Genomic DNA, 13,166 nt, shown 5'->3' on the forward strand with positions numbered 1-13,166 from the left:
ACAGTGAAAAATCCCCAAGTTTATGGTTAAGAAAACACCGTGGAGAGAGCATGATCCGCTGCCACCTAGCCCGATTAATGGGTGAGAGAAAAATGCGCATTAGCGACGTGATGCGAGAAACTGGCCTAAGCCGTACCACCGTCACGCTACTTTACAAAGAAACCGCGCTTAAGGTGGACTTAGAGGCATTAGATAAACTGTGCGATTTGTTTAACTGCGATATACACGAACTACTCGAGAAATCGCCTGCGGCCTCCGCTGTGAATGAGAATACAAAATGACCCTAATTAACATCAAAGACCTCGAAGCACATCTCTGGCATGCAGCCCACATTATTACCGGGCCTATCGATGCATCGGACTACAAAACTTATATTTTCCCGATCCTCTTTTTTAAGCGCATTTGCGATGTGTACGACGAGGAATTTATCGACGCCATGGAACAAGTGGGTGATGAAGAGCTTGCTAAAGGCGACATGTTTCACCGCATTCAAATTCCACAAGAGTGCCACTGGAAAGACGTTTTTGCCGAAACCAAAGACATTGGCCAAGCCTTAAAAGATGCGTTTCGCGGTATTGAACTAGCCAACCCAAAGCTACATGGCATATTCGGCGATGCCAGTTGGACCAACAAAGAGCGCCTGTCGGATGAACTCTTAGCTACCTTGCTCAACCATTTCAACAAAGTAAATCTAGGTGTGGCGTTTGTTCGCGACGATGATATGGGCCGGGCATACGAATACCTCATCAAACGCTTTGCTGATAAGGCCAACAAAAAAGCCGGTGAATTCTACACCCCGCGCACCATTGTTCGCCTTATGGTGAACATCCTCGACCCGCAAGCGGGTGAAAGCGTGTACGACCCAGCCTGCGGTACGGGCGGTATGTTGCTTGAAACCATCCATCACGTAAAAGAAAACGGCGGCGACCCACGCCTGCTCAAAATCAAAGGTCAGGAAAAGAACCTCACCACCGAAGCCATTGCCCGCATGAACCTGTTTTTACATGGTCAGGAAGATTTCGATATCGTTCGTGGCGATACGCTGCGCGAACCGAAGTTTTTGGTGAATGATCGCTTAGAAACCTTTGATTGTGTAATCGCCAACCCGCCATTCAGCCTAAAAGAGTGGGGGCACGATCTCTGGTCTGCCGACCCTTATGGCCGTAAACAATATGGTTTAGCGCCTAAAACCAACGGTGACTTTGCCTGGGTGCAACATATGTTTGCCTCGTTAAACGAGCAAGGGCGCATGGCCGTGGTATTGCCCCATGGCGTGCTATTTCGTGGTGGGGCCGAAGGCGCAATCCGCACCAAGCTGCTGCAAGAAAACCGCATCGAAGCCATCATCGGCGTAGCGTCAAACCTGTTTTATGGCACAGGTATTCCGGCCTGTATTTTAGTGTTGCGTAAATCACGTCCAGCCGACCATCAAGATCACGTACTGATCATCAATGCAGAAGAAATCTTCACCAAAGGCCGTGCGCAAAATACCTTGTCTAATGATCAAGCCGACGACATTTTTAACATCTATCGTCAGCAAGAAACCTTAGGTCCTAAAGCTGAAGAAATCGAAGGCGTTGCGCGCTGGGTGGCGTTAGCCGAGATTGAAGAAAACGACTTCAACCTCAATATCGCGCGTTATGTACAAAAACCACTGGAAGAAGAAACCATCACAGTGGAAGAAGCGCTAAAAGACTTCCAACAAAAACTGGCCGCCCTGGAGCAAGCCGAAAATGAACTGGAAGCACTGCTAATCAAGGAAGGGTTTGAACTATGAGCAAAAAGCTCACGGTGATGGTGTCATCCACCGTTTATGGCGTAGAAGAGCTGCTTGACCGCGTATATTCACTACTAACAGCATTTGGTTATGAAGTTTGGATGTCGCATAAAGGCACAGTACCGGTATCGTCTAACGAAACCGCCTTTGAAAGCTGCTTAAAAGCGGTAGAAAAATGCGAACTATTTTTAGGCATCATTACCCCACAATACGGTAGTGGCGTTGATTCAACTGGCCTGTCCATTACCCATAAAGAGATGAAAAAAGCCATTGAGCTCAATAAACCTCGCTGGATTTTAGCGCACGATCAAGTTGTATTTGCCCGCCGTCTATTAATGGATTTGGGTTACAAAACCCAAGAACAGCGCTCAGAATTGACACTGGGCAAAGGCGCAGCGTCCATTTCTAATATTAAGGTGATCGACTTATACGAAGACGCCACCATGGAACAACTGCCACTGGATGATCGCCAAGGCAACTGGGTACAAAAGTTCGATCGCGACGACGACGCCAATCTTTTTGTGGTCGCGCAATTCTCTCGCTATCAAGACGTAGAGCAGCGCCTGACAGAACATTTTCAAAATGTCAGTCAAGTGAGCGCCTCAGTAGGAGCAAGCCATGAGTAAAACGGCCGCACAACTCAAGCAACTACTGTCGCTGGGCGAAAACCAAACCCTTGAATACCTTACAAGCTGCGACTTAAAACACTGCGGCCCGCAAGTTTGCGCCTTTTTAAATACCCAAGGTGGATACCTGCTATGTGGAGTCGATGATAACGGCCAAATTAAGGGTGTAGAGCATGCTGAACAAGTAGCTGAACAGCTCGAAAGCCAGCTTAAATCGACCATTCAACCGCCGGTACTGTTTTCGGTAGAAGTACAGCAAGTCGAAAATAAACAACTATTAGTGGTTGAAGTGCCGGCCGGCAAAGACATCCCCTACGCCTTTAACAGTGACATCTACATACGTGCTGGCGAGCAAACCCAAAAAGCCGATGTCGATACCATCCGCGACATGGTTATGCGCAAGCAAGTAGAACCTACCCGCTGGGAGCGTTTGTTTTCGTCTGAACTCGACGAACAAGGTTTATCAGCCAGCGCTTGTAACAAGTTGCTGTCCGCCAAACGTATACCCAAAGAAGTCGCGCAAGCCGAACAAGGCTTACTGCACCAGTTGCAATTGTTATCCTTGGCCAAATACGGCCGTTTAACCAATGCCGCCGATGTATTGCTGGCCAGTGCGCCAGGTAAACGCCATCCGCAAGCCCGCGTGCGTGCGGTGTGTTATCGCCATAAGGCCGACGACGAATATCAAGATTTACAGCACCTCGATGGCCCAATGGCCGAGGTGATAGAGCAGCTTATTAGCTTTGTGATGCGTAATACGCCATCGCGCGCACGCTTTAGCAGCGCCAATAACCAGCGCGAAGACATCCCCATGTACCCAGAACAAGCGGTACGCGAAGCCATTGTCAATGCCTTTGCCCACCGAGACTACAGCAACTTTGCCGGGGGCGTTAAGGTTGAAGTTAGCCCAGTACACCTAAAAATTTGGAACTCAGGTGCGTTTCCGCAAGGCATCGACGAGCACAAGATTCAGCAAGGCCATATCTCGGTACTGCGTAACCCCGACATCGCCCACGGCTTATATCTGCAAGGCTATATGGAAAAGCTCGGCCGCGGCAGTGTGGTGATCCAACAAGCTTGTAAAGCAGCGGGCCTACCTGCGCCAAAATGGCACTCCGACAGCAGCTCCGGCGTGACCTTGACCCTGTTCGCCACGGAAGTCACCACGGAAGTCACCACGGAAGTCACCACGGAAGCCACCACGGAAGTCGCACGGATGATCAGCCTGATGAGCCAAGAGCACAGCCGCGACGAATTAATGGCATTAATGGCACTGAAAAACGCCGAACATTTTCGTAAACACTACTTAAAACCGGCACTGGAGATCACCCCAGCCTTGGTAGAAATGACCATTCCAGACAAGCCAACCAGCCGTAACCAAAAATACCGTTTAACCGCGCTTGGCCAGCAGCTAAAGCAAAAACTAAAGCAGCAACTAAGCGATAAGAAGACATCATGAGCGCATTAAATAAGAAAAAATTAGAAGATTTACTCTGGGGCGCCGCCGAGTTTTTGCGCGGCCAGATCGACGCCTCAGACTACAAGCAGTACATCTTCCCACTGCTATTTTATAAGCGCCTGTCGGATGTGTATTTAGAAGAATACACCGAAGCATTGGAGATCCATGAAGGCGATGCCGAATACGCCGCCATGCCCATGTTCCACCGCTTTGATATTCCCAAGGAAGCCCGCTGGGAAAAGGTGCGCCATACCAGTAAAAACATTGGTGAGGCTATTCAAAATGCGCTGCGTCTAATAGAAGCCAACAACCCACGTTTACACGGCGTGTTTGGTGATGCTCAGTGGACCAATAAAGAGCGTTTGCCGGATCACCTGCTGTCGGATCTGATAGAGCACTTCAGTAAAATCCCGCTGGGTATTAAGTCGGTCGCTCAGGATGATCTGGGTGAGGCTTACGAGTACCTGATCAAAAAATTCGCCGACGACTCCGGCCACACCGCCGCCGAGTTTTATACCAATCGCACCGTGGTGCATTTGATGACGCGTATCATGGGCTTAAAGCCCGGTGAAACGGCTTATGACCCTACCTGTGGCACCGGCGGTATGTTGCTGAATGCGGTGATGGATCTGCGTGAAAGAGGTGAAGAGTGGCGCAGCGTTCATTTGTATGGGCAAGAAGTGAACCTACTTACCTCGGCGATAGCCCGTATGAATATGTTCCTGCACGACATTGAAGAGTTCGATGTGCTGCGCGGCGATACCCTGGCGGAACCCAAGTTTATTGAAAACGACCAGCTCAAGCAGTTTGATGTGATATTCGCTAACCCGCCTTATTCCATCAAAAAGTGGAACCGCGATAAGTTTGCCGCCGACCCTTACGGCCGCAACCTCTACGGCGTACCACCGCAAGGCTGCGCCGATTATGCGTTTTACACCCATATCATCAAGAGCCTAAAACCCGATACCGGCCGCGCCGCCATGCTCTGGCCACACGGTGTTTTGTTCCGTGATTCCGAGCAAAGCATCCGTAAACAAGTGATTGAGTCCGACATTATCGAAGCGGTGATTGGCCTTGGACCAAACCTGTTTTACAACTCGCCGATGGAATCCTGCGTGGTGGTGCTTAATTGCAATAAACCCGCCGAGCGCAAAAGCAAAGTGCTGTTTATCAATGGCGTGGAGCACGTTACCCGAGAGCGCGCCCATAGTCGTTTGTCTGATGATGATTTAGCTGTACTTTGTGAGGCTTACTTTAAGCCTGAGAAGCAGAGCGACATCACAGCGTTGGTTGACATCGAGACCATCAAAGAAAATCTCTACAACCTGTCTATTCCGCTCTATGTGCAAGCACAAAGCAATGGAGAAGTGCTCGATATTGAGCATGCCATCGAGGCATGGAAGGTCAGCCGGGTGCAATTAAAAAAGCAGTCCAATAAGTTATTCCAAAGCCTCGCGCAGTTAGGTTACGAGGTAGAAAACAATGACAAATAAACAAACCGTTAAATTTGGTGATATTTGCCGCGAAGTCAAGCTCACTACCAAAGACCCGATTGCCGATGGTTATGAGCGTTACATTGGCTTAGAACACTTGGATTCTGGCTCGCTAAAAATTAAACGCTGGGGAATGATTGCCGAGGACAACCCGAGCTTTACTCGTGTATTTAAGAAGGGGCATATCCTGTTTGGCAAGCGCCGTCCTTATTTAAAAAAGGCGGCGATTGCTGAGTTTGATGGGATTTGTTCTGGGGATATAATCGTGCTTTGCCCAAAAAGTAGTTTACTTTTAGATGATTTATTACCCTTTCTTATACAGTCAGATTTGATGTGGAATCATGCTGTAAAAACTTCATCAGGCTCGTTATCGCCGAGAACAAAGTTTGCAGAGTTGGCAAAACTAGAATTGCGACTGCTACAAGATAAAGAGCAGGTTAGATACCTAGGTACACTGAGAGCAATTGAAAGCACGCTTGCACAGGTCGAATTTGTAAAAAATAGTGCAGAAATTCTCTTTCAGCGCTTGATTGATCGTTTTTTAACAAACGATAGAAGTGAAACACCGTTAACTGGTTTTAGTAGATCAAGGCTTAAAAACTTGGTGTCAGTTAACTGCAAATCTGTGGCAGCAATTAAAAACTCCACCACTTCGTTCGATTATGTCGATATTTCTTCGGTAAGCTTCCCTGGTCAAGTAAACGAATTGAATAGCATGAGTTGGATTGATGCACCAAGTCGAGCTCAACGAGTTCTAAGCGCAAATGATGTAGGTGTTAGCACAGTAAGACCTAACCACAGAGCATCATTTTTTGTAGATGATGAATTAATCGGCAAAGTGGCATCAACGGGTTTTTCAGTATTGACACCAAAAGAAAGTAAATATGGAAAATGGATATTTTATGCCACATTAAGTAAACAATTTACGCATTCATTAACAAACTTAGCTACTGGCACAAGCTACCCAGCAGTATCTGACGGTGATGTATTAGCTCAACAGATTGATATTCCGAAAGATAATTTGAATGAGTATATTTCTACACTCGACAATATCAGATTATCGGTTAGTCATCTTAATGAGAAAATGAGTAACTTGAACGATGTCAAAATAAATGTGATTCGAGAGTTAATGGAGTAATTATATGTTTAACGAACAAACCGTCACAGAAAATGGAATTATCGACCGCTTAAAAGGGATAAGCGGTGTAAAGTGGACTTACTGCCATGGAGAGAGCCTGCCCAAACAAGCGCAGGATATCTTCGTAGATGAGTGGCTGAAAGATGCGTTGTGTTCGTTAAACCCCGATATCGCCAAGCAACCAGATTACGCGGATGAGGTGATTTATAAGCTGCGTGGCGTGGTGCTGGAAGCGCGTCATACCGGCTTGGTAAAAGCCAATGAAAACTTTCATGAATGGCTAATGGCCGAAAAGACCTTGCCCTTTGGTGAGAATGGCGACCATATCACCATCAACCTGATTGATTTCGACAAACTCGACAACAACCACTTTGTGGTGTCGCAGCAGGTGCACTATATCGCGGCCACCGAAGTCTATTTTGATATTGTGCTCTATGTGAACGGTATTCCCTTGGTGGTGGGCGAAGTGAAAACCGCTACCCGCCCGAGTGTAACCTGGCAAGACGGCGCCGCCGATTTTATGGGCGGTAAAAAGCACTACTGGAAAAACGTTGAACCCTACTTTGTGCCCAACCTGCTGTGTTTTGCCAGTGAAGGCAAAACCTTTGCTTATGGCGCCATCAACGCCCGGGTAAAAGACTGGGGCCCTTGGCACAATACCGACCTACGCGATGATATTCTGCCCGGCTTGGCATCGGTGCTGGATAGCTGTGAGGGTTTGTTAAACCCGCAAACCTTATTGCAGTTGCTGGAATCTTTCGCGCTGTTTTCAACGGTGAAAACCGGTAAGAACACTCCACCCAAGCGCATTAAAATTCTGCCGCGCTACCCGCAGTTTGAAGCGGCCAAGCAGATTGTTGACCGTGTGCGCAAAGGCTACCCGAAGAAAGGCCTGATCTGGCACTTCCAGGGTTCGGGAAAGTCGTTATTGATGCTCTACGCGGCCAAGATGCTGCGCAGTGATAATGCCCTGAAAAACCCCACCGTATTGATCGTGGTGGACCGCCGTGATCTGGATAGCCAAATCAACGAAACCTTTGGCGGTGCCGACGTTAAAAACCTTATCAAAGTACAAAGCTGCAAAAAGCTTGGCGAACATATCGAACAAGACAGCCGTGGCATATTGATTACCACCATCTTTAAGTTTAAAGATGTCGAGATAGACGATAGCAACCCCAACGGCCTCAACAGCCGCGACAACATTATTGTGTTGGTGGACGAAGCGCACCGCACGCAGGAAGGTGGCTTGGGCGAAAAAATGCGCTGGGCCCTGCCACAAGCGCACTTTTATGGTTTAACCGGTACACCGATTTCCGGTATAGACCGCAATACCTTCAAGTTATTTGGCGCCGAAGAAGACCCTGGCCGCTACATGAATCGCTACAGCTACAAGCAGTCGATCCGCGATGGCGCTACCAACCCGGTGAAGTTTGAACCCCGTTTGGCGGAGCTACGGGTAGACCGTGATGCCATCAACCAAGAATTTGAGCAGCTTGCCAAAGACAATAATCTCGACGACGAAGAAAAAGCCGCACTATCAAAACGCGCGGGCAAATTAGCGGTGATGCTCAAAGCGCCTAAACGCATGGCCGCCGTGAGCAATGATATTGCCGAACACTTTACCAGCCACGTTAAGCCGAAAAAGATGAAAGGCATGGTGGTGGTGTACGACCGCGATGCCTGCGTGCAGATGTACTACTTGCTGGGTGAAAAGCTCGGCTTTGATGCCGTTGAAGTGGTGATGAACGTCGACCAGGCACCGGTAAAAGCCGAAGAAGGCGGTAAAAAAGACAAACTCAATAAAGACTGGCGTAAGTGGCACGACGATTTAGAGCTGCCGATTAAACAAGCAGATTTTGAGCGTTGGCAGCAGATTGATGCCGAAGACCAAACCCAGAAAGACTTAATCGAAAGCTTTAAAGACCCCAAGCATCCGTTGCAGCTAATCATCGTTACCGCCAAGCTGCTCACTGGCTTTGACGCGCCAATCTGCTACTGCATGTACTTGGATAAACCGCTGCGCGACCACACGCTGCTACAGGCCATGTGCCGCACTAACCGCTTGTACGAAACAGACGATGTGCGCAAAGACATGGGCCTCATCATTGATTACCTTGGCGTGTTTGAAAACCTGCGCACCGCGCTGGCCTACAACCCGGAAGAAATCGATGGCGTGGTAGAAGGCATTGAAGCCTTTAAAGAATTATTACCCGCCCAGCTAGAAAAATGTTTGTCTTTCTTCCCGGGCGTAGATCGCACCTTAGAAGGTTTCGAAGGCATCATGGCGGCGCAAGAGTGCCTGCCAACCAATGAAAAGCGTGATGAGTTTGCTGCCAGCTTTGGCGTGTTAGCCAAGCTATGGTCGGCCATTAACCCAGACACCTTCTTAGCCCCGTATCGCAAAGACTACAAATGGCTGGCGCAGATTTACGAATCAGTGCGCCCAGTCGGCCAAACCGGTGCTTTGGTGTGGGCGGCCCTTGGCCCTGAAACCATCAAGATGATCCACGAGCACACCGACATCAATCGCATTCGCGACGATATCGACGAGCTGATCATGGATGAACACGCAATTTTCACCCTGACCGACAAAGAACAAGAACAACGTGCCAAGCGCCTGGAAATTGATCTGATGGGCCGCCTGCGCGGCAGCAACGACCCTAAGTTTGTCGAGTTAGGTGAACGCCTAGAAAAACTGCGCCAAGACTATGAGTCTGGCGTGATCAAAGCCATCGACTGGTTAAAAGGCCTGTTAGATGCCGCTAAAGACACAGTGCAAGCCGAGCGCGAAACCGGCGAGCATGTCGTGACCGAAGAGGACAACAAGCAGGCTTTAACCAAACTCTTCCTGGAAACCCGCCCAGAAACCACACCAAAGCTAATCGGCGATGTGGTTGAGCAGATCGACAAGATCGTAAAAGCCACCCGGTTTGAAGGCTGGCAAAACTCCAACAGCGGCCCGCGCGAAATCCAAAAGGCGCTGCTGGTGACATTGGCCCAGTTTGGCTTGGGCAAAGATAAAGATCTGTTCGCTAAGGCGTATGGGTATATAGAAGAGCATTATTGATGCAATACGTAGGTAGTGAACTTGAAAGGTTAGCGCTAAGCGACGCAGACCCTAACAACGCTGATTTGTTGGGGCGAAGTGCGTTCAACCGTTACTACTATGCCGCTTTCCTTATCACAAGAGAAACGCTTGGATATATGCAACCTAATTGGAAAGGTACACAACATGCGAATATCCCAGAGCTATTAACCACTAGTTTAAAGAAGCCGGCCAAACATGCTTTGACTAAGCAACGCCGGAATGGGTTGATAACTCCAGGGAAAGAAAGTCGATTACTTACAGAGTTGCGCACAACGGCAAGTGAATTAGCACAGTTATTAACACAAGCTTATGATGCACGGATTTTGGCTGACTACGAGCCTGAGATAAAAACTATCAAGGACAAAAATGTTATATGTTTGCAGTCTCATAAGTTAACAACTGCACGCCAATGGCCCGAACAAGCAGACCGACATTGTGCTCGACTAAAACGTATCTGGAAGGAGATAGGCCTTGCTTAAACAACCCGCGATCTCAAACTTTGACGGAATACGAGCTGAATACTGTATTTCAGATTTCATTGTACGTGCGTCTGATGGGATTTTAGTGCTGTATGTACCGAAAGATAAGGTCAGTGATAAAGCGCAAAAGGGATTTGTATCTCTAAAACAGCTGGATAACCTACAGAGCAAGTTAAAGAGAGAGTTCGACACCAGTACTGAGATTGTATTATTGGATGCGGATAGTCTGATAAAAGTCGGTGAAGGCTTTGTCGCTTTACTGAAAAGCACTTTTCCAGACATCATCACTGACGCTCGTATTTCTTTTTTAAATGCACATCGTGTGAGTGCGACAATTGTACTTTCAGAGTTTGTAGATGATTCAAAAAAGGAAGCTGTTGAAGCCTTTTTAACGGCGGTTCTAACACCTGCTCATATAGAGTTACAGGCACTTCAATGGGACGAAGTTGAATTGCCATCATTAATCGAGATATTAACAACAACCAAAAAGTTTCAACCAGTAAAACTGGACAATCTATATGACTTTTTGTCTAAAGATTATCCGGCATTACGAATAGACGGGTTAAATAAACAACTCGATAAGTTGATTAAGAAAAAATTTCTTATTCGAGAACGTGATACAGAAACTTATGTAATGACAGCTCTAGGCCTGAATTTGCTGCCCCAAATAGCAAGCCGCAACAGTTCTGACATAGTGAGAGCGCTTGATTTAGGGAAACGAAAATGGTGAAATACAAAAACGGAGCGGCGGAGAATTGTCGCGAGGGTGTGCATCATGCCCGTTTGCGAAGGCTAGACACAGAAACACCGATGGACAAACGTCCATCCGTGCTTCGCCCGGCTGGACGTTTGTCCATCGTTGTAAATTTTTTGAAAAGTACAGTGTCATGAATGCCGCGCCGCTCCTAGTTTCCTTTAACTCCCTAAGTAAATTCCTAGATGCTCTTCCAGAGAAGCATCGTGAGAACAATAGCGACCAAATCGAGAGCTTAGTTGATAAGTCCCTCCCTCCCGTTGTATCAGAAACGTGTTTAGCGGTGTTGTTTGGATATTCTCTTGATTTTGTCTATGCCTTATCTAAAAAGCAGCACAAGTTTTATCGAAGCTTTAAGATCCAACAGGGTAAGAAAGTTCGAACAATCCACTCGCCTAGAGTAGCGCTAAAAGTAGTGCAAAAGTGGTTTGGTACACACTTAAGTAATGCTGTGTCATTTGAACCTCATGTATGTGGTTTCGTGAAAGGAAAGTCATTTGCAGATGCAGCTAAAATTCATCAAGGTGCTAAGTGGGTCTATTCTATAGATATTGAAGACTTTTTTCCGTCTATCTCAATCTTTCAAATATCTAACGCTTTGGAAAGCCTAGGGTATTCAAAAGATGCCGCAAAACTACTAGCTGACATTAGCTCACTTGACTTTAAATTAGCGCAAGGTTCGCCTGCTAGCCCCGTTCTATCAAATATTGTTATGAAAGACATCGACAAGCAATTGAAAGAACTTGCGAACCAATATGATTTGCAGGTTACTCGTTATGCTGATGATATTGTTTTCTCTGGAAAGGACGTATTTCAGGAGGCGCTTCCCACTGAACTAGAAGCTATCTTCGAAGGGACGACATTTTCACTTAATAAGAATAAAACCTACTTTGCAGACTCTGAAAAAGGTCAGCGATTGAAAATTCATGGTTTGTTAGTTAAAGAAGATAAAATCACTCTAACTAAAGGTTACAGAAATAAGATTCGAGCATTTCGCCACATGGTCGCTCAAGGTAAAGTATCTGAAGATGATCTACCTAGGTTGCAAGGGCACCTGCGATTTGCGGAGTTTATTGCAAGCAAAAATGATCATTAATTCAGCGTATTTTTGCTAGGTGACGCCCGGAAATTCCGGATAGTTCAAACAGTAGCCTGAGTAAAAGCCTAACAAACAACGGCCTAGCCAAAAATATCGAGCTATTTGGCGCTTTTGATATTAAAATCGCATCAACAACACCCCTCCCGCTACCCGTTAGATCAGCGCCCCGCGAGGGGTTACTCGTTTTTAAGGGGTAGTGTCGTTTTTCAGGCTTATGATTTTGGAGCGGCAATTTGACACTCGTTGGTACCCTCATCATTGAGGGTACCAAAACTCGCTTTTATCCACACATCATTCTCTGGCCCACAAAGGTGGTGCAGCAGCGCTAGGTTGATCTGGTGGCTGATCATGTTGCTGTTTCGTTTTCGGTTGTCTTTTTTCAAACCTCTCAGTAATAACCCTGTGCATGATTTTCCTATTTGCTCCGGCGAACTGGGCAGGCAAAAGGCGCGGTTTTGCTGTTTGGGGTGCAAGGTAGCGCGCTTTCCTGTTTTAGATAAAGGCGAAATGCACCAAAAGATACAGGCGTTGGCCGGTGTGTTTGCGTGCAATGTGTTGGTTTGAATCGTGCCATCACTATATGTAGGTAACAAATGTGCCGGTAACACAACCAGCCCGCCTTGCGCGTGGCCATCAACCTCAGGTAAAGGTAGCCAATACAGGTTTGGCCATTGCCCGGGGCTATGCCATTTTTCTACGATCACTTGTGCACCAATGCTATTCAGCCATTGGTGAATGGGGCAGCCTGGGTGCGCTTGTTTAACACGCGGTAACTGATAGGTCAGCCAGCGGGTTAAGCGTTCGGCTGCATTATCGCACTGGCTTAATGCTGGGTAGAGGGTAAACGCGGCATTTCCAACCAGTAACGCGACCACCTGCTGTATCCATTCTCTATCCCAATCGTTACCACTTGCCCATAACACGTCACTTATCACCTTATTGGTTTTTCATGCCGTCTATTTTCAGTCGTCGGGTGCAGACGCGGTGGTGAATTAGATGAAAGAAATGGCCATCAAACTAACCAGTCAAATCAGTTTTTTATTATGACCTGTGCGCGGCTAACTGTTTGATATACATAGTCCAATACAGCGCAGTTTGGCGGCATTTGGCTAGTGCAAAAAAATCGAGACGCCAAACGATCGTTTGCATTTTGGGTTTAAAAAATCAAACGGTTTGTACTTTGATGCCGAGGTTTGTTTAGGGTGCAAAAAGTGCCAAACCTTGCTTTGAACCAGTAATGGCAAGGCCTGCCG

The 13,166-nt window shown here is 47.2% G+C and carries 11 protein-coding genes; 10 read left to right on the top strand and 1 reads right to left on the bottom strand.

The window, feature by feature from the left end; genetic code table 11:
- The first annotated feature begins 50 nt into the window (after window positions 1-50).
- The 10 genes from J8Z25_RS02875 (at window position 51) to J8Z25_RS02920 (ending at window position 11,910) form a co-directional block, all read left to right on the top strand.
- Window positions 51-281, top strand: coding sequence for a helix-turn-helix domain-containing protein (locus J8Z25_RS02875; RefSeq protein ID WP_000617363.1), 231 nt, complete (start codon window positions 51-53; stop codon window positions 279-281).
- Window positions 278-1,777, top strand: a complete 1,500-nt coding sequence (locus J8Z25_RS02880; protein WP_250661649.1) for a type I restriction-modification system subunit M — start codon at window positions 278-280, stop codon at window positions 1,775-1,777. The genes J8Z25_RS02875 and J8Z25_RS02880 overlap by 4 nt, the downstream gene beginning before the upstream one ends.
- Window positions 1,774-2,403 (top strand): DUF4062 domain-containing protein, encoded by a 630-nt coding sequence (locus J8Z25_RS02885; protein ID WP_250661650.1) that lies wholly within the window; start codon window positions 1,774-1,776, stop codon window positions 2,401-2,403. The genes J8Z25_RS02880 and J8Z25_RS02885 overlap by 4 nt, the downstream gene beginning before the upstream one ends.
- On the top strand, window positions 2,396-3,862 hold the full coding sequence (locus J8Z25_RS02890) for an RNA/DNA-binding domain-containing protein (protein ID WP_250661651.1): 1,467 nt from the start codon (window positions 2,396-2,398) through the stop codon (window positions 3,860-3,862). The genes J8Z25_RS02885 and J8Z25_RS02890 overlap by 8 nt, the downstream gene beginning before the upstream one ends.
- Window positions 3,859-5,355: a type I restriction-modification system subunit M gene (locus J8Z25_RS02895; protein WP_250661652.1), complete on the top strand. Its 1,497-nt coding sequence runs from the start codon at window positions 3,859-3,861 to the stop codon at window positions 5,353-5,355. Before J8Z25_RS02890 ends, J8Z25_RS02895 begins: the two co-directional genes overlap by 4 nt.
- On the top strand, window positions 5,345-6,493 hold the full coding sequence (locus J8Z25_RS02900; RefSeq protein WP_250661653.1) for a restriction endonuclease subunit S domain-containing protein: 1,149 nt from the start codon (window positions 5,345-5,347) through the stop codon (window positions 6,491-6,493). The genes J8Z25_RS02895 and J8Z25_RS02900 overlap by 11 nt, the downstream gene beginning before the upstream one ends.
- 4 nt (window positions 6,494-6,497) lie before the next feature.
- The gene (locus tag J8Z25_RS02905) at window positions 6,498-9,560 is read left to right on the top strand and encodes a type I restriction endonuclease subunit R (RefSeq protein ID WP_250661654.1); all 3,063 of its coding nucleotides are present in this window, start codon (window positions 6,498-6,500) and stop codon (window positions 9,558-9,560) included.
- On the top strand, window positions 9,560-10,060 hold the full coding sequence (locus J8Z25_RS02910) for a hypothetical protein (RefSeq protein ID WP_250661655.1): 501 nt from the start codon (window positions 9,560-9,562) through the stop codon (window positions 10,058-10,060). Before J8Z25_RS02905 ends, J8Z25_RS02910 begins: the two co-directional genes overlap by 1 nt.
- A complete protein-coding gene (locus tag J8Z25_RS02915; RefSeq protein WP_250661656.1) occupies window positions 10,053-10,790 on the top strand; it encodes a hypothetical protein in 738 nt (245 codons plus the stop codon). The genes J8Z25_RS02910 and J8Z25_RS02915 overlap by 8 nt, the downstream gene beginning before the upstream one ends.
- A 157-nt stretch (window positions 10,791-10,947) precedes the next feature.
- Entirely contained in the window at window positions 10,948-11,910 is a 963-nt protein-coding gene (locus tag J8Z25_RS02920) for a reverse transcriptase family protein (RefSeq protein WP_250661657.1), read from the top strand.
- Between the two features lie 215 nt (window positions 11,911-12,125).
- On the opposite strand, the gene J8Z25_RS02925 is transcribed toward J8Z25_RS02920, so the two are convergent.
- Window positions 12,126-12,836 carry a hypothetical protein gene (locus J8Z25_RS02925; RefSeq protein ID WP_250661658.1) on the bottom strand — a complete coding sequence of 237 codons (711 nt, stop codon included), beginning with the start codon at window positions 12,834-12,836 and terminating at the stop codon, window positions 12,126-12,128.
- Window positions 12,837-13,166: the final 330 nt, after the last annotated feature.

The organism is Pseudoalteromonas sp. SCSIO 43101 (genome assembly GCF_023650775.1).
GTDB lineage: Bacteria > Pseudomonadota > Gammaproteobacteria > Enterobacterales > Alteromonadaceae > Pseudoalteromonas > Pseudoalteromonas apostichopi.

What these genes read in the sequence shown, in the direction of transcription:
- J8Z25_RS02875 (WP_000617363.1), top strand. Translation starts at nt 51, where the DNA reads ATGATCCGCTGCCACCTAGCCCGATTAATGGGTGAGAGAAAAATGCGC.
- J8Z25_RS02880 (WP_250661649.1), top strand. Translation starts at nt 278, where the DNA reads ATGACCCTAATTAACATCAAAGACCTCGAAGCACATCTCTGGCATGCA.
- J8Z25_RS02885 (WP_250661650.1), top strand. Translation starts at nt 1,774, where the DNA reads ATGAGCAAAAAGCTCACGGTGATGGTGTCATCCACCGTTTATGGCGTA.
- J8Z25_RS02890 (WP_250661651.1), top strand. Translation starts at nt 2,396, where the DNA reads ATGAGTAAAACGGCCGCACAACTCAAGCAACTACTGTCGCTGGGCGAA.
- J8Z25_RS02895 (WP_250661652.1), top strand. Translation starts at nt 3,859, where the DNA reads ATGAGCGCATTAAATAAGAAAAAATTAGAAGATTTACTCTGGGGCGCC.
- J8Z25_RS02900 (WP_250661653.1), top strand. Translation starts at nt 5,345, where the DNA reads ATGACAAATAAACAAACCGTTAAATTTGGTGATATTTGCCGCGAAGTC.
- J8Z25_RS02905 (WP_250661654.1), top strand. Translation starts at nt 6,498, where the DNA reads ATGTTTAACGAACAAACCGTCACAGAAAATGGAATTATCGACCGCTTA.
- J8Z25_RS02910 (WP_250661655.1), top strand. Translation starts at nt 9,560, where the DNA reads ATGCAATACGTAGGTAGTGAACTTGAAAGGTTAGCGCTAAGCGACGCA.
- J8Z25_RS02920 (WP_250661657.1), top strand. Translation starts at nt 10,948, where the DNA reads ATGAATGCCGCGCCGCTCCTAGTTTCCTTTAACTCCCTAAGTAAATTC.